The sequence below is a fragment of the Sporichthya polymorpha DSM 43042 genome (assembly GCF_000384115.1).
In the GTDB taxonomy this organism is placed as follows: domain Bacteria; phylum Actinomycetota; class Actinomycetes; order Sporichthyales; family Sporichthyaceae; genus Sporichthya; species Sporichthya polymorpha.
In genome coordinates this window covers 1471606-1487154 of sequence record NZ_KB913029.1, presented here as the reverse complement: position 1 = coordinate 1487154, position 15549 = coordinate 1471606, and the positions used below count along the sequence as shown (strand labels likewise).

The following is a 15549-nucleotide window of genomic DNA, read 5'->3' as shown; positions in this document are numbered from 1 at the left end:
AGAGCCCCGCGTCAGGAGCGCTGCTTCGCCGCCAGCAGCGACTGGATCGTCCGGGTCTCCTCGGCCTGGTCGAACGAGATCCGGCTCGCGAGGGCGCGGACGGCGGGGATCGCGGCGTTCGTCGCGGCGTCGCTGAGCATCGGCTGGCCGCCCTCGTGGTGGCGGAGCATGAGACGCAGGAACATCCGGTCCAGCGCGGCGCCCTTCGCGGTCCGCAGGGCGTTGAGCTGGGCGGTCGTCGCCATCCCCGGCATCCCGCCGGCGTGCCCGTGGTGGTCGGCCATCCACGTCATCGGCGGGCCGGCGGGCAGGACCGGGGCGTCCCAGAGCGCCAGGTATCCGCGCAGGGTCCCGATCTCCAGGAGCTGCTCGGACTCGATCCCCGCCGCGAGCGCGGCGATCTTCGGGTCGGACGTGCGGCCCCGGACCAGCTGCGCCATCAGGACGGCCTGCTCGTGGTGGACGATCATGTCCTGGCTGAAGCCGATGTCCACCGCGCTCGGCGCGGCTGCCGCGGTCACCGCGGCGTCGGAGCCGTCGTCGAGGGCAGCGCCGATCCCGAGTCCGGCGCCGAGTCCGAGCACCAGCGCGCCGCCCGCGATCGCGACCGGCGCGGACCGCCACCTCACGGCGCGCGGTAGGCCGAGTTCGTGAAGCGCAGCGCGAGGAATCCGTTGTCCTGGCAGCTGACCCAGAGCTGGTTCGTGCCGACGAACCGCGGCGGGGAGCTGCACCAGTCGGCGGTCAGGTCCGCCGGTTGACCGGTGAAGCCGACGCCGCCCGGCCCGGCGTCCCGCACGTTGGAGGCGTTGCCGACATAGGTGACCCCGTGCGCGGCGTGCTCCGAGCCGAGCAGCTCGGCGTTCTTCCCCACCTGGGCCGGCGGGTTGAAGTACGCGATCTCGCGCGGGTTGAGCGGGTCGACGACGTCGAAGACGCGCACGCCGGACTGGAAGAACCCGCAGGCGAGCGCGGTCGGGTCGGTGCGGCGGTCGACGCTGCAGTAGTGCGCGTCGTAGCCGAACAGGCCGTTGCCCTTGGTCTCGGAGGCGGCCAGGTCGGCGTGCTTCGGGCGACTGATCTCGAGCTGGATCTGGCGGACGACGCGGGGCTTCGTCTCGTCGGAGATGTCGACGATGTGGATGTCCTCGCCCGCGAACTCGTCGACCGCCACGAGATACGACTTGCCGCCCCACGTGACCGGAATCGTGTGTTGCCCGATCGTGGCCGGTCCGCCCCAGGCGACGCGTCCCAGCTCGCGAATGACCGGCGCCGGCTCGCGGGCCTGCACCTCGCTGACGTCGAGCACCACCACGCCGGCCGGGACCGCCGTCGTCAGGTACATGCGGTTGCCGTCCGCGGACAGCTCGAAGCCGTGGTTGGCGTAGCCGATCGCGCTCACGGCGGCGATGCTCGGGTTCGCCGGGTCGTCGACGTCGATGGCGGTGATCGCGCCGCCGGCGACGCTGGTCGCCCAGTACGTCCGCCCGTCCGGGGACCACTGACCCTCGTGGTTGACCGTCGACGCGGGCAGCGTGAAGTTCGACGTCGAGAGCCCGTTGAGCAGCTTCGGGCGCGTGCAGTCGGTCTGAATGTCGTAGACGTCGAACGCGAGCGTCCCGAGCGCCGGGCCGACCGAGACGCCGGCCAGCAGGCCCCGCGCCTCGTTGACCTTCAGACTCTCCCACGTGTCGGTCAGCATCGCCGGGCTCGTGAGGTTGCCGGCCAGGCGCGGCTTGCGGGGGTTCGAGGCGTCGATGACCTGGACGCCCTCGGAGGCCTTGCGCCCCATCCCGAAGAACGACGTCGCGTTGTAGGCGCAGTGCCGGTACGACTGGTTCACCCAGGTCGTGCCCTCGCCCTGGTACTGCCCGAGCAGGTCGAGGTTGCAGGAGTAGCCCTGCTGGCTGCGGCCGCTCGTGCGGTCGGCGAGGGGGACCTGGCCCTGCAGGCCGGTCTCCGGTTTCGACCCGGGGCCGCAGTCGGCGACCGGGACGGCCGCGTCCCAGCTCTCGGCCTGGGCCGGGGAGCCGGCCGCGACGGCCAACGGGCTGAGCGCGAGGACGCACGCGAGGGAGGCGATACCGAGGTGCACGGGCCACTCCGGGGGCGAGCGGGAACATTTATCGACAGGTCTTAGATTTACGGACGGTACGGCCCCGATCGCCTGGAATCCACCCCCAAATGCTCCGGACTCGCTGGAGATGTTCGTCCACCGCCTCGGGTTTCCCCAGGGAAGGACCGCGGTCTGCCGATCGTCCCCGGTGGGCCGTAGGGTCGCTCCGTGTCGCTCGCGCTGTACCGCCGCTACCGCCCCGAGACGTTCGCCGAGGTCATCGGGCAGGAACACGTCACCGAGCCGTTGCAGAACGCGATCCGCAACGGCCGGGTCAACCACGCGTACCTGTTCAGCGGCCCCCGCGGCTGCGGGAAGACGACCAGCGCGCGCATCCTCGCCCGCGCGCTGAACTGCGAGCAGGGCCCGACGCCGACGCCCTGCGGCACGTGCCGCTCGTGCCTGGACCTCGCCCGCGGGGGCAGCGGCGGGCTCGACGTCATCGAGATCGACGCCGCCTCGCACGGGGGCGTCGACGACGCCCGCGACCTGCGCGACCGCGCCGCGTTCGCCCCGGCCGCCTCGCGCTACAAGATCTACATCGTCGACGAAGCGCACATGGTCACGACGGCCGGCTTCAACGCGCTGCTCAAGGTCGTCGAGGAGCCGCCGGAGCACCTGAAGTTCATCTTCGCGACCACCGAGCCGGAGAAGGTCATCCCGACCATCCGCTCGCGCACGCACCACTACCCGTTCCGCCTCGTGCCGCCCGGCGTGCTGCGGGAGTACCTCGCGACGCTGTGCGAGCGCGAGAGCGTTCCGGTCGAGCCGGCCGTGCTGCCCCTGGTCGTCCGCGCCGGCGCGGGTTCGGTCCGGGACAGCCTCTCGGTCCTCGACCAGCTCATGGCCGGCGCCGGGTCCGAGGGCCTCACGCTCGGCCGTGCCACCGCCCTGCTCGGGTACACCGACGCCACCCTGCTTGACGACGTCATCGACGCGTTCGCGGTGCACGACGGGGCCGCGGTGTTCCGTCTCGTCGACCGCGTCATCGAGGGCGGTCACGACCCGCGGCGCTTCGTCGCCGACCTGCTCGACCGGCTCCGCGACCTGGTGATCCTGGCCGCGGTGCCCGACGCCGGGTCGACCGGTCTGATCGACGCCCCCACCGACGCCGTCGAGCGCATGGCGCAGCAGGCCGCCCGGTTCGGCTCCGCCGAACTCTCCCGCGCCGCCGACATCGTCAACACCGGCCTGACCGAAATGCGCGGCGCCACCGCCCCCCGGCTCCAGCTCGAACTGATCTGCGCCCGGGTCCTGCTGCCCGCCGCGGGCGACAGCGACCGCGACCTCCACGCCCGGCTCGACCGCATCGAACGCCGGCTCGCCGGGGACGCTTCGATCCCGGTGCTCGCCGCTCCGGTCGCCGCTCCGGCAGCCCCGGCTCCCGTGTCCGCTCCGGCTCCGGCGACTCCCTCTGCGACTCCCACGGCGCCGGCCGCCCGCGACCCCGAGCCCCCGCGGGCGCCGGAGCCGCCGCGGGCTTCCGCCCCGTCCCGTTCCGAGCCCGTCGCCCCGCCGGCGGCGGCCCCGCCCGCTGCGGCTGCTCCCCCGGCTCCGGCGCCCGCCCCGGCGCCCGCGGTGGCGTCCGGCGGGATCGACATCGTCGCGGTCCGGCGGATGTGGCCGGAGATCCTCGAGGTCGTCAAACAGCGCCGCAAGGTGACCTGGATGATCCTGCTCGACAAGGTCCAGGTGGCCTCGGTCGACGGGGACACGATCGCGCTCGCGTTCTCCGACGAGGGCACCCGCAAGGGGTTCCTCAACTCCGCGCACGATGCTCTGCTGCGGGAGGCGATCTCCGAGGTCCTACGCGCGCAGTTCCGCCTCGACGCGATTCACGACCCGTCCAAGGCCAACGCTCGCCCGGCCCCCGCGCCCCCGATGCCGCCGATGCCTCCGCCGCCCGCGGCTCCGGCTGCGCCGGCCGCCGCTGCCGCTCCGGCTGCTGCCGCGGCGGCGCCCGCCGCGGCCCCGCGTCCGCCGGTCCGGGAGCCCGAGCCTCCGCCGCCCCCGCCCCCGCCGGCCTACGAGGACGAGTACGACGCCGCCGCCCCCGACGACGCCGCGGCCCCGGACGACGGCCTCTCCGGCCGCGACCTGCTGATGAAGGAGTTCGGCGCCAGTGTCCTCAGCGAGATCGAGCACGACTGACCCGCCCCGCCCACCCGGCGGCGCCTGTCCACTCGCTCATGCATGAGCAGCGTGCGAGGGCCTGGGGCGGGGCGCGGCGGCTCTAGATCCGGGTGACCGCGGGGTCGAGGGCCTGGAGCAGGGCGGTGTCGCCGGTCGAGGTGTCGAGCCGGTCGTGGGCGAGGACGCTGTGGAGCGCGCGCATCACGGTGGAGGCGGAGACGCCCCAGGAGTTCAGGTACGAGTACTGCCACCACCACAGGGCCTCGGACTCGCGGCCGGCCTTGTAGTGCTGGAGCCCATGGAGCAGGGAGGCCGCGACCTCGGCGAGCTCGTCGGACATCCGGCAGATCATCAGCTCGGGGTGCCGCTCGTAGGGGTCGAAGACCTCGGCGTACTCGTCGATCGGCTCGAGAAGGTTGGCGAGGGCGGCGCGGAGCTCGTCGAGGTCCGGGTCGGCGCCGGCGTCGGGCTCGAACTGCTCCTCCAGCACGATGTCCTCCATCGTGCCGAGCCGGCCGCCCGCGAGCAGGAGCTGCGCGGTGGCCAGGTGCAGCATCGGCACGGCTTCCTCGGGCGTCGCGGCCAGCGCGCACTCGCGCAGCGCGATCAGGAAGCTCTCGACCTGGTCCGCGATCTGCGTCCCGAAGCTCGCCGGGTCCTCGGTCACCGCGTCACCCCTTCACGTCCGGACGCGCAGGCATCTGTCCGCGCGCCTCACACATCGAGCAGTCGCCGTCCTTCGAACGCCCGCCCGAGGGTCACCTCGTCGGCGTACTCCAGGTCGCCACCAACGGGCAGTCCACTAGCCGGGCGGGTCACTTTCAACCCCATCGGCTTGATCAGGCGCGCGAGATATGTCGCAGTCGCCTCGCCCTCGAGGTTGGGGTCGGTGGCCAGGATGATCTCGGTGACGGTCCCGTCCGCGAGGCGCGCCATCAGTTCGCGCACGCGCAGGTCGTCCGGCCCCACGCCCTCGATCGGGCTGATCGCGCCGCCGAGCACGTGGTACCGGCCGCGGAACTCGCGGGTCCGCTCGATCGCGACGACGTCCTTGGCCTCCTCGACCACGCAGATCACCGCGGGGTCGCGCCGCGGATCGCGGCAGATCCGGCAGCGGACGTCCTCCGTCACGTTGCCGCACAGCTCGCAGAACTGGATGCGCTCCTTGACCTGCCCGATCGCCGTGACGAGGCGGCGCACGTCGGCGGGATCGGCGGCGAGCAGGTGGAACGCGATCCGCTGCGCACTCTTCGGACCGACGCCGGGCAGGCGCCCGAGCTCGTCGATGAGGTCCTGGACGATGCCTTCGTACAACGAGACCCGCTACCGGCCCGGCGGCAGGCCGCCGAGCCCGCCGCTCGCCCCGAGGCCGAAGGAACTCGCGTCCAGGCCCATGCCCTCGACCATGCCACCCATCCCGCCCATCGCGGCGGCGAACGGGCCCATCGCCTGGGCCTGCATCTCCTGAGCGGCGCGGTTCGCGTCGCGGACCGCGGCCACGATCAGGTCGGCGAGCGTCTCGGTGTCGGTCGGGTCGACGACGGAGGGGTCGAGGTCCAGCCCGACGAGCTCCAGGCTGCCGGTCACGGTGGCGCGCACCGCCCCGCCGCCGGCGCTGCCGGTCACCTTGGTCTCGGCCAGCCGCGCTTGGACCTCGAGGATCTGCTGCTGCATCTGCGCTGCCTGCGCGAGCAGGGCACCCATGTCGGGCATGCCGCCGGTGGTCATGAGCGCTCCTTCGAAGGTCGCGGCGAGGTCACGGCGTCCGGCTGACGCCTCCTGCCGGGAGCCTATGTCCTGCCCCTGACCGACCCGTGTCCGCGGCGGGTCCGTCGTTCGACGCGCTCATCAGGAAGCGCTGCGCCTCGGTGAGGTGGTCGACGTTGAGCAGGTCCACGCCCGCCTCCAGCTCGGCGCGCCAGACGTTCGCGCGGATCCCCGGCGTCGAGGCGGGGGTGGCGTAGAAGCGGATCCGCCGGCCCTGGGAGTGCGCGGTCTCGACCAGCGCGCGCAGGCGGGCGGCGTCCGCCGCCGGCATGCGGCCCTTGCCGGACCAGGAGAACAGGGCGCCCCAGCGCGCGCTGATCAGCGGGATCAGGGTCTCCGGCGCGGTGCCGTCGAGGTCGGAGATGCGGCCGTCCAGCGCGGTGAACCGCTGGGACCGTTCGGCGATCAGCTCGACCGGCCGGTTCCCGGAGACGAGGACGGTGACCGCGCCGGGCTCGACCCCCTCCGGGGTGAAGCGGGTGAGCATCGCCTCGTAGTCGGTGAGGATGCCCTCCAGGGCCCGCCAGGTGCTCTTCGCCTCGGACTTGATGTCGACGAGCAGGGTGAGCGGCGGGTCGCCGGGGGCGTAGACCTTGCCGCCGTTGCGGGCGACCCAGTCGGCGAGCGGGTCCAGGTACGCCGAGCGCAGCGTCGAGCCGCTGACCAGGGCCTCGACGAGGTCGTGCCCGACGAGCAGTTGGCCGCCGACGAGGACGACGTCGACCTCGACGGAGGTGAACCCGCGGGAGAGAGCGTCGGCGAGCGGCCGGTTGCGCGTGTAGTCGTTGTGGGAGTGACCGTGCGTGAGCGCAACGACACCGGCCGGTCCGAATCCCTCGAACGGCTCAGCCGGCGCGGTGGCCGCGCGGGCGGTGTCCATCGTCCCGCCGGCGACGACGAGGGCCACGGCCATACCGATCACGCCTCCGACGCGATTTCGCGTGGAGTGCGCTCGTCGTCCGCGCCCCCTGGCCACGTGCGGACCCTCCCGATCCCGGTGCCTGACTGCGCTCTCGACGTTAAGCAGGATCGGCGTTCGGCGTGGAGGCCTTGAAAGATCTGTTGCCGGATTGTTCGCGCCGTGTTCGCGCCTGTGGACAACCCCGACGAAAGGGTGACACCCCCTCGTCGGAAGCGCGGAGATCACGCAGCGTGCCGGGCCGTAGAATGAGCGCCGCAGACCGGGCAGACGCACGCCCGTTCGGGGCCGAGTCAGGGGGTTGTTCGCCGTGGGTCTCGTCGTGCAGAAGTACGGCGGCTCCTCCGTCGCCGACGCGGAGTCGGTGAAGCGGGTCGCGAAGCGCATCGTCGAGACCAAGCAGGCGGGCAACGACGTCGTCGTGGTCGTGTCGGCGATGGGCGACACCACCGACGACCTGATCGACCTCGCCAAGGAGGTCTCGCCGATCCCGCCCGCCCGTGAGCTCGACATGCTGCTCACCGCCGGCGAGCGGATCTCGATGGCCGTCCTCGCGATGGCGATCGCGAACCTCGGTCACGAGGCGCGCTCGTTCACCGGCAGTCAGGCCGGCGTCATCACCGACGCCGAGCACGGCAAGGCGCGGATCATCGACGTCACGCCCGGGCGCATCTCCACCGCGTTGGCCGACGGCGCGATCGCGATCGTCGCCGGCTTCCAGGGCGTCTCCCAGTCCACGAAGGACATCACCACGCTCGGCCGCGGCGGCTCGGACACCACCGCCGTCGCGCTGGCCGCGGCGCTGCAGGCCGACGTCTGCGAGATCTACACGGACGTGGACGGCGTCTTCAGCGCCGACCCCCGCATCGTCCCTGCCGCCCGGCGCCTCCCCGTGGTCGCGTACGAGGAGATGCTCGAGATGGCCGCCAGCGGCGCGAAGGTGCTGCACCTGCGCTGCGTCGAGTACGCGCGCCGCTTCAACCTGCCGATCCATGTCCGGTCCTCGTTCAGCCACCGCGAGGGCACCTGGGTCGTGAACCGAGAAGGGAACGACATGGAAGACCCGATCATCGCCGGCGTCGCGCACGATCGCAGCGAGGCCAAGGTGACGGTCGTCGGCGTGCCCGACAAGCCCGGCCAGGCCGCGGCGATCTTCTCGACCGTCGCCGGTGCCGGCATCAACATCGACATGATCGTCCAGAACGTCTCGGGCGCGTCCACGGGTCGGACCGACATCTCCTTCACGGCGCCCCGCTCGGACGGCGCGAAGGCGGTGCAGGCGCTGGAGACCATCAAGGACCAGATCGGCTTCGAGTCGCTGCGCTACGACGACCAGATCGGCAAGATCTCGCTCGTCGGCGCCGGCATGCGCTCGCACCCGGGCGTCTCGGCCAAGCTCTTCGCCTGCCTCGCCGAGGCCGGCGTCAACATCGAGATGATCTCCACCTCGGAGATCCGTATTTCGGTGGTCGTCCGCGAGGACGACGTGAACACTGCTGTGGCGGCTGCACACACCGCGTTCGACCTGGACGCCGCTGACGGCGAAGCCGTGGTTTACGGAGGAACCGGACGATGAGTCCCGCCCGCAACGAAAAGCCCACCCTCGCCGTCGTCGGCGCCACCGGCGCCGTCGGCACGGTGATGCTCGACCTGCTGTCCACGCGTGAGGACGTGTGGGGCGAGATCCGCCTGGTTGCCTCGGCGCGCTCGGCGGGCAAGAAGCTCGTCGTCCGCGGCGAGGAGGTCGAGGTCGTGGCGCTCTCGCCGGAGTGCTTCGACGGCGTCGACGTCGCGATGTTCGACGTGCCGGACGAGATCAGCAAGGAGTGGGCGCCGATCGCCGTCGAGCGCGGCGCGATCGCGGTCGACAACTCCGGCGCGTTCCGCATGGACTCCGACGTCCCGCTGGTCGTGCCCGAGGTCAACCCGGCCGCCGCCCGGCGCCGGCCGCGGGGGATCATCTCGAACCCGAACTGCACGACGCTGTCGATGATCGTCGCGATGGGCGCGCTGCACGCGGAGTACAACCTGCAGGCGCTCGTGGTCGCCTCGTACCAGGCCGCCTCTGGGGCCGGCCAACCCGGCATCGACGCCCTGCGCGAGCAGATCTCCAAGGTCGCCGGCTCGGACACGCTCGGCACCCAGCCCGGGGACGTCCGCCGCGCGATCGGTGAGTTCGGGCCGTTCCCGGCGCCGCTGGCGCTCAACGTCGTGCCGTGGGCCGGCTCGCTCAAGGAGGACGGCTGGTCCTCCGAGGAGCTGAAGGTCCGCAACGAGTCGCGCAAGATCCTCGGCCTGCCCGACCTGCGGGTCTCCGCGACCTGCGTCCGCGTCCCGGTCATCACGACCCACTCGCTCGCCGTCCACGCGACGTTCGAGCGGGAGGTCACCGTCGACCGCGCCCAGGCGATCCTGCGCGACGCCCCGGGCGTCGTCCTCGTCGACGACCCCGCCAACGGCGAGTTCCCCACCCCGGCCGACGTCGTCGGCACCGACCCCACCTGGGTCGGCCGGGTCCGCCGCGCCATGGACGACCCGAACTCCCTCGACCTGTTCCTCTGCGGCGACAACCTCCGCAAGGGCGCGGCCCTGAACACCGCCCAGATCGCCGAGCTCCTCGCCGAGGAACTCGCCGAAGGCTGACCCACCCTCGCCGCCTGGGACGCGCTTCACTCGCTGGGAGCAGCCCTTACTCGCCAGGCCGGGCGAGTGAGGCCTGCTCCCAGCGAGTGAAGCGCCCCCAGCGCCATGGCGGGGCTCAAGGTCGCGGCTTAAAAGACCGAGGCCCCGGCAGGGGGGCCGGGGCCTTCGGTTCTGTGCGAGCGACGTCGTCGCGGAGGGGTGTGCCGCGTCGTGGTTCTCGCACTCCGGGGCGTCCAGGGGGGTGAGCGCCGCCGGGGTTCGGGGGGATGGTGCCGGTACTGCGGTGTCCTGCTGCGGGGTGGTGCCGGGTGTCCGTGCTGGGTGTCCGTGCTGGGAGCCGGGCCGGGGGCTCGACGGCCAGTGTCGAGACCCCGGTTCCCGTCTACCCGGTTTCAGTCCGGAAGGGGGACTGAGTTCCAGAGTCGGGTTGGGGGAGGGTGGAGAACCCGATCCTGAGACCCGTCGTCCGCTCCGACCGGCCGTTGCCGGTGTGCTGCGGTGGTGACACCAGGAGTCTCGGTCGGCCACGGGGGGACCTTGAGGGTTCGGCCAGGAATTTTTTCGGGGATTTTCTCGGGCCCCGGCGGGACGGCTGTTTCCGCAGGTCAGGGGCCGGTCGGTGGGGTCCCGGGGGCGCGGATTACGGTGTCCCGGTGACCCGCCCGACCACCGCCGTGCTGATGGTTGCGGCCCTGGCGGTCGGGGGTTGGGTCGGCTGGTCCGCGGCGCGACGCCAGGTGCTCAACCGGGCGCAGGTGCTCGCGCTGATGGGCCTGCAGCTGGCGCTGGTCGTCCAGACGCTCGCGTCGCTGATCTTGCTCGCGGCCGGCCACGACGCCGCCGAGACGAGCACACACGTCGTCTACGCGCTCGGGTCGCTGCTGCTGCTCCCGCTCCTGGTCGGGGTGCCGGTGCGGCTCGGGTTCCCGTCGTCGCCCGGGGCGCCGGGGGCGGACCCGCAGTTCGTCGGCGGCATCGAGATCAAACCCCCGGACGGTGCGGGGTCCGCGGACCGGTTCCGCGCCGTCGTCGCGGCGCTGGCCTGCGTCTCGCTGCTCGTCATGCTCGAGCGCATGTGGGTGACGTGGAAGAGCGGCTCGTGAGCGCGCGGGGCACGGGGGCGCTCACCGTCATCGTCGGGCTGTACACGGTGCTCGCGCTGGCCGCGGGTGGGCGAGCGAGCGTCCAACTCGCCGACGACCCGGGTCACGCGCCGTTCGCGTACGGGCTGACCGCCGTCGCGGCCGTCGTCTACATCGCGGGCGCGGTGCTGCTGCGCCGCCCGTCGGAGCGGGCGCGCACGGCTGCGAAATGGGTGTGCATCAGCGAGTTCGTCGGCGTGCTCGTCGTCGGCACGCTGAGTCTGGTCGAACGGGACTGGTTCCCCGAATCCTCGGTCTGGTCGATCTACGGTGCGGGGTACGGGTTCGTCCCGTTGTTCCTCCCGCCGGCCGCCCTGTGGTGGCTCGGACGGGTCGGTAGCGAGCGGCCGTCCCCGGCCGGCGGAGGTAAGTGATGCGACGGGCACTGCCGGCGTTGACGGCGGTGGTCCTGCTCGGCGGCCTCGCCGCGTGCAGCGACGACTCCGACTCCGACGACGTCGACGCGCGGCCGAAGCCGTCCGCCACCGCGACCCCGACCGGCACGCGCACCGAGTCGCTCGGCGACGTCGAACTGACCGTCCCCGCGTTCTGGGGACACCAGACCGGCGACGTCGCGGCCGCGTTGTGGTGCATCTCGGACGCCGCGGTCTCCGAGCCGGTCGTGATCCGGCCGGGCACCCCGGTCGAGCCCACCTGCGCCGGCCCCGAGAACGAGGGCGATCCCGATCCGGCGACGCTGGTCGAGAAGGCGGGCACCTTCGTCTCGCTGAACTTCGCCTCGCTCGAACCCGACGTCGAGGAGGGCACCGAGGGCGACCGCGAGACGATCCGCGAGGGCGCGGTGCTCGTTCGCGTTCAGGCGCCGGCGGACATCCGTCAGCAGATCGTCTCGACACTCCGTCAGATCTCGACCGACTCCAACGGGTGCCCGATCACCGATCCGATCTCCGCCGACCCGACGCGGCGGCCGGCGGTTGCGACCCCGGTCAGCTCGCTGTCCGGCGTCACTTCCGTCGCGGCCTGCCGCTACGCCGTCCCCGGGGGCCGGTTCGCCGACGTCCCCGAGGAGGAGGAGCTCGAGGAGGAGTTCGAGGGCGAGTCCGGTCTCGAGCCCGAGGGGGAGGCCGAGTCGGAGGGGGAGTTCGAGTCGGAGGGGGAGTTCGAGTCCGAGGAGGGCACGGATCCCCTGGACGAGATCGACCCCGACGCGAACCTGCGGCCGACGATCGCGCCCGTGCTCCCGTCCGGGACGCCGCGGAGCACGCCGACGCTGCTGTCGTCCGTCCGCCTGACCGGGGACGAGGCGAAGGACGCGGTCCGCCGGATCCGGGACGCCGACGTCGGCACCGGCCCCGACGCCGAGGGCGGCTGCGAGGGCGACGACGCCCGCACCGTGCGCGGCACCGAGGCGATCGTCCTGCGCATCACGACCGCGGCGGGGATCTCGCAGGTGTACCTGCGTTACGGCGGCTGCTCCAACGGTTTCGACGACGGGACCGACGAGCGCGAACTCAGCCGCGACGTGGTCGCTCCGTTCGTGTCGGGCGCGAATTTGGTGCCCGCCTACGGTGAGGAACTGCTCGGCATCCTCGACGACCCGGACGCCCCGGCGACCTCCGGGCACGCCGACACCGACTCCGGCGAGACCGACTCCGGCGAGACCGCGCCGCCGGCGAACGTCAGCGAGGAGACGACGTCCCCGGCTCCGAGCTGACGGACCGTCGGATCGCTGCCCCGTAACGGCGGACGAAGAAGGTCTGGATCGCCCGGCCGCCGGGCCCGAGTGCGCGCACGAGTGCGTTGCCGGGGTTGGTGAACGCGGTGATCGTGAGCCAGACGCTGCCGTCGTCGTCCGGGGTGAGGACGAAGCTCTCTTCGCCGGACTCGGGGTGGCCGGGCAGGGTGCCGTAGGCGAAGCCGCGCCGGTCCGGCTCGTGCAGCGTCCACACGACCCGGCACGGGATCACCAGCGACAGCGGGCGGCCGAGGCCGAGCACGACGGTGCGTCCCTCCGCCACCGGACCGTCGGCGGCGACCACCAGACCGGAGCCGGACTGGGCGTGCCACGTCGTCAACGCGGCCTCGGCCCGGTCGAGTGCGTCCGGTCCGGCGCCGACCCGGACGCGGTGGTGCAGGTGGTGGTAGCCCGCGGGCAGGTCGCCCGCGGTCGCGCCGACGTCGGGGTAGGTGAAGGTGTCCGACTCGGCCCGGGCCAGGGCGGTCCGCAGCGAGCGGGCCGGGTGGAGGCGCATCGTCACCAGCGGTCGGGCAGTGTCAGCGGCACGGTGTCGAGGACCTCGCGCACCTCGGGGCCGCCGGGGCAGAAGTCGACGTCCTCGCCGTCGACCGCGATCGACGCGTACCAGCGCACGCCGGCGCCGAGGTCGTCGATCGGGTCGACCGGAAAGACCGTCGTCATCCCCTCGGCCGTGACGCGGACGGGGTCCATCACCGGGCGGCGGTCGCCGTCGACGACGATCGCGTGCACGAGATCGCCGTTCTTACGCCGGTCGGTAATGAGCTCGACCGACTTCCGGCCGTTCGCGGACACGAAGCCCACCACCCACCGCAGCGGGTCGTCCCCCGGGGGCTCGGTCGTGTCGAACACGACGCGGACGTTCTCCCCCGCTCGCGCGAGCCGCACCGCCACCAGGTCGAGGGTCGGGTCGACGTTGTCGCCCTGCGTGTCGTCGCACGTCAGCGTCGTCGGTGCGGGCGACCTGGTCACGCTCGGCGTCGGCGCCGCGGCGTCCTCGTCGCCGCCCCCCGAACACCCCGCCGTCAGCCCCAGCGCCAACGCCACCGCCGCCACGGAGGCGACCGATCCCGCCCCACGTCGTCCCCGCACCCGCGCCGTCCTTCCCCCGCTGCGTCCCGTGGGACTCGACCCTACGGCTAGATTCGACGACGGACCCCGACCCCACAGGAGTTTCGAATGCTGGCCTGGGTGGCGATCACCGTCGGCGCGATCCTCGCGCTGATCGGCCTCGTCGGCGCGCTCGGGGGCGTCCCGACGCCCGGGCTCGGCGCGCGGGTCGAGCCCCGCCTCGACGGGCTGGGTCACCTGCTCCTCGCCGGCTGCCTGCTCGTCAACGGCGGCCGCGACGCCGCGGACTCCGAGAGCGTCGCGATCGGCCTCGTCGGCTCCGCGCTCGGCGTCGCGGGCATCGTCGTCCTGATCCTCACCCGCCGCCGCGCCCCCGCGGCGATCGCCCGCAGCTCCCGCACCCTCTACGGCCGCCGCGACGACCCCACCTCGTAGTCCTCCGTCAAGAAAGGGTGACACCCCTTACTGCGCAGTAAGGGGTGTCACCCTTTTTTCACAACCGGAAAGGCTCAGGCGAGCTGATCCCGGAGGACGCGCTTGAGCAGCTTGCCCGAGGCGTTGCGGGGGAGGTCGTCGACGAAGTGGACCGACTTCGGGACCTTGTACTTCGCGAGGTTGGCCTTGGCGTGGGCGATGAGGTCGTCCGCGGTGACGGTGGCGTCGGGCTTGCGGACGACGACGGCGGTGACGGCCTCGATCCACTTCTCGTCGGGGGTGCCGATGACCGCGACCTGGGCGACGTCGGAGTGGGTGTAGAGGCAGTCCTCGACCTCGCGGGAGGCGACGAGGACGCCGCCGGTGTTGATGACGTCCTTGATGCGGTCGACGACGGTGATGTACCCCTGCTCGTCGATGCGGACCAGGTCGCCGGAGTGGAACCAACCGCCCTCGAAGGCCTCGCCCGTCTCCTCGGGCTTGTCCCAGTACCCGAGGCACAGCTGCGGGGACCGGTAGACGACCTCGCCGACCCCACCGGGCTCGACGTCGTTGCCGTTGGCGTCGATGACGCGCATGTCGACGAACAGCACCGGACGGCCGCACGAGTCGGGGCGGGCGGCGTGTTCCTCGGGTCGGAGCACCGTGGCGAGCGGGCCGATCTCGGTCTGGCCGAAGCAGTTGTACCAACCGAGGTCGGGCAGCTGCTGCGCGATCCGCTCGCGGACCGGGCCGGGCATGATCGAGGCGCCGTAGTACGCCTTCTGAAGACTCGTCAGATTACGCGTCGAGAAGTCCGCGTGCTGCGAGAGCGGCACCCACACCGTGGGTGCGAGGAACAGCGAAGTGACCTGCTTCGACTCGACCAGCTCGAGGATCTTCGGGATGTCCGGCACCTCCAGCAGGTACGACCGCGCTCCGACCGCGAGCGCCGGCAGCATGAACACGTGCATCTGTGCCGTGTGGTACAGCGGCATGGCCTGCACCGAGACGTCGTCCGGCTTGATGTCGAGCGCGGTGATCACCGACGCGTAGTGGTGGACGTAGGCGCGGTGGGTCATCATCGCGCCCTTCGGGCGTGACGTCGTCCCCGACGTGTAGAGCAGCTGCGCGAGGTCGGTGTCGACGACCTCGACGTCGATGTCCGGCACCGCGCCGTCGCGGACGAGCTCGAGCAGACAGCCGTCGGAGTCGCGGAGCAGCAGGTGGTCGGGCGCGGCGTCGAGCTTGCCGAGGTTCGGTGCGAGCTTCGGATCGGTCAGGACGAACGAAGCGCCGGACTGCTGCAGCAGGTAGGCGAGTTCCTCCCCGGTGAGCGCGTAGTTGATCGGGACGTGCACCAGCCCCGCGCGGCAGCAGGCGAGGAACGCGATCAGGTAGGAGTCGGAGTTCTGCCCGTAGGCGGCAATCCGGTCACCCTTGGCGAAACCGCGCTGGAGCAGCAGGGCCGCGGCACGGCTGACGGCGTCGTCGAGTTCCCGGTAGGTCCACGTCCGGTCCTCGAACACCAGGGCGACCGAGCCGGGAGAACGCAGCGCACTGCGCCGCAGGATGTCGTCGATGGTGCTGGAACGGACGTCGCGCATGGGGGCCTCCTTGTCGGCCC

16 protein-coding genes are annotated in these 15549 nt (G+C 72.3%); 7 read left to right on the top strand and 9 right to left on the bottom strand.

Annotation, left to right across the window (positions count from 1 at the left end):
• Nucleotides 1-11: 11 nt before the first annotated feature.
• Nucleotides 12-629 (bottom strand): DUF305 domain-containing protein, encoded by a 618-nt coding sequence (locus SPOPO_RS28265; protein WP_019874140.1) that lies wholly within the window; start codon nucleotides 627-629, stop codon nucleotides 12-14.
• Complete coding sequence (locus tag SPOPO_RS0107310) at nucleotides 626-2095, bottom strand: LVIVD repeat-containing protein (RefSeq protein ID WP_019874139.1); 1470 nt, start codon at nucleotides 2093-2095, stop codon at nucleotides 626-628. The genes SPOPO_RS28265 and SPOPO_RS0107310 overlap by 4 nt, the downstream gene beginning before the upstream one ends.
• 189 nt (nucleotides 2096-2284) lie before the next feature.
• Between SPOPO_RS0107310 and SPOPO_RS0107305 the strand changes: the two genes are divergently transcribed.
• Nucleotides 2285-4267: a DNA polymerase III subunit gamma and tau gene (locus SPOPO_RS0107305; protein ID WP_019874138.1), complete on the top strand. Its 1983-nt coding sequence runs from the start codon at nucleotides 2285-2287 to the stop codon at nucleotides 4265-4267.
• A gap of 82 nt (nucleotides 4268-4349) precedes the next feature.
• On the opposite strand, the gene SPOPO_RS28260 is transcribed toward SPOPO_RS0107305, so the two are convergent.
• From SPOPO_RS28260 to SPOPO_RS28250, 4 genes are read right to left on the bottom strand one after another with little or no spacing between them, the layout of a single operon-like run.
• Nucleotides 4350-4916 carry a DUF5063 domain-containing protein gene (locus SPOPO_RS28260; protein ID WP_019874137.1) on the bottom strand — a complete coding sequence of 189 codons (567 nt, stop codon included), beginning with the start codon at nucleotides 4914-4916 and terminating at the stop codon, nucleotides 4350-4352.
• A 47-nt stretch (nucleotides 4917-4963) separates the two neighbouring features.
• Complete coding sequence (gene recR / locus SPOPO_RS0107295) at nucleotides 4964-5563, bottom strand: recombination mediator RecR (RefSeq protein ID WP_019874136.1); 600 nt, start codon at nucleotides 5561-5563, stop codon at nucleotides 4964-4966.
• Between the two features lie 9 nt (nucleotides 5564-5572).
• Nucleotides 5573-5977, bottom strand: a complete 405-nt coding sequence (locus tag SPOPO_RS28255) for a YbaB/EbfC family nucleoid-associated protein (RefSeq protein WP_019874135.1) — start codon at nucleotides 5975-5977, stop codon at nucleotides 5573-5575.
• A 28-nt stretch (nucleotides 5978-6005) separates the two neighbouring features.
• Entirely contained in the window at nucleotides 6006-6938 is a 933-nt protein-coding gene (locus tag SPOPO_RS28250) for a phosphatidylinositol-specific phospholipase C/glycerophosphodiester phosphodiesterase family protein (RefSeq protein ID WP_051098303.1), read from the bottom strand.
• A 307-nt stretch (nucleotides 6939-7245) separates the two neighbouring features.
• Here SPOPO_RS28250 and SPOPO_RS0107280 point away from each other — a divergent pair, with 307 nt between their 5' ends.
• The 5 genes from SPOPO_RS0107280 to SPOPO_RS0107260 all read left to right on the top strand — a co-directional run bounded on the left by SPOPO_RS0107280 (nucleotide 7246) and on the right by SPOPO_RS0107260 (nucleotide 12395).
• Complete coding sequence (locus SPOPO_RS0107280; RefSeq protein ID WP_028984584.1) at nucleotides 7246-8511, top strand: aspartate kinase; 1266 nt, start codon at nucleotides 7246-7248, stop codon at nucleotides 8509-8511.
• The gene (locus tag SPOPO_RS0107275; RefSeq protein ID WP_019874132.1) at nucleotides 8508-9578 is read left to right on the top strand and encodes an aspartate-semialdehyde dehydrogenase; all 1071 of its coding nucleotides are present in this window, start codon (nucleotides 8508-8510) and stop codon (nucleotides 9576-9578) included. The genes SPOPO_RS0107280 and SPOPO_RS0107275 overlap by 4 nt, the downstream gene beginning before the upstream one ends.
• 653 nt (nucleotides 9579-10231) lie before the next feature.
• On the top strand, nucleotides 10232-10681 hold the full coding sequence (locus tag SPOPO_RS0107270; RefSeq protein WP_019874131.1) for a hypothetical protein: 450 nt from the start codon (nucleotides 10232-10234) through the stop codon (nucleotides 10679-10681).
• Complete coding sequence (locus tag SPOPO_RS0107265) at nucleotides 10678-11094, top strand: hypothetical protein (RefSeq protein ID WP_019874130.1); 417 nt, start codon at nucleotides 10678-10680, stop codon at nucleotides 11092-11094. Before SPOPO_RS0107270 ends, SPOPO_RS0107265 begins: the two co-directional genes overlap by 4 nt.
• Nucleotides 11094-12395 (top strand): hypothetical protein, encoded by a 1302-nt coding sequence (locus tag SPOPO_RS0107260; protein WP_019874129.1) that lies wholly within the window; start codon nucleotides 11094-11096, stop codon nucleotides 12393-12395. The genes SPOPO_RS0107265 and SPOPO_RS0107260 overlap by 1 nt, the downstream gene beginning before the upstream one ends.
• On the opposite strand, the gene SPOPO_RS0107255 is transcribed toward SPOPO_RS0107260, so the two are convergent.
• Entirely contained in the window at nucleotides 12361-12933 is a 573-nt protein-coding gene (locus SPOPO_RS0107255) for a DUF1990 domain-containing protein (RefSeq protein ID WP_051098527.1), read from the bottom strand. The genes SPOPO_RS0107260 and SPOPO_RS0107255 overlap by 35 nt on opposite strands.
• Nucleotides 12934-12935: 2 nt before the next feature.
• On the bottom strand, nucleotides 12936-13529 hold the full coding sequence (locus tag SPOPO_RS0107250; protein WP_156869663.1) for a hypothetical protein: 594 nt from the start codon (nucleotides 13527-13529) through the stop codon (nucleotides 12936-12938).
• Between the two features lie 87 nt (nucleotides 13530-13616).
• Between SPOPO_RS0107250 and SPOPO_RS0107245 the strand changes: the two genes are divergently transcribed.
• A complete protein-coding gene (locus SPOPO_RS0107245; RefSeq protein ID WP_019874126.1) occupies nucleotides 13617-13943 on the top strand; it encodes a hypothetical protein in 327 nt (108 codons plus the stop codon).
• A gap of 74 nt (nucleotides 13944-14017) precedes the next feature.
• Here SPOPO_RS0107245 and SPOPO_RS0107240 read toward each other — a convergent pair whose 3' ends face one another.
• On the bottom strand, nucleotides 14018-15529 hold the full coding sequence (locus SPOPO_RS0107240; protein WP_019874125.1) for a fatty acyl-CoA synthetase: 1512 nt from the start codon (nucleotides 15527-15529) through the stop codon (nucleotides 14018-14020).
• Nucleotides 15530-15549: the final 20 nt, after the last annotated feature.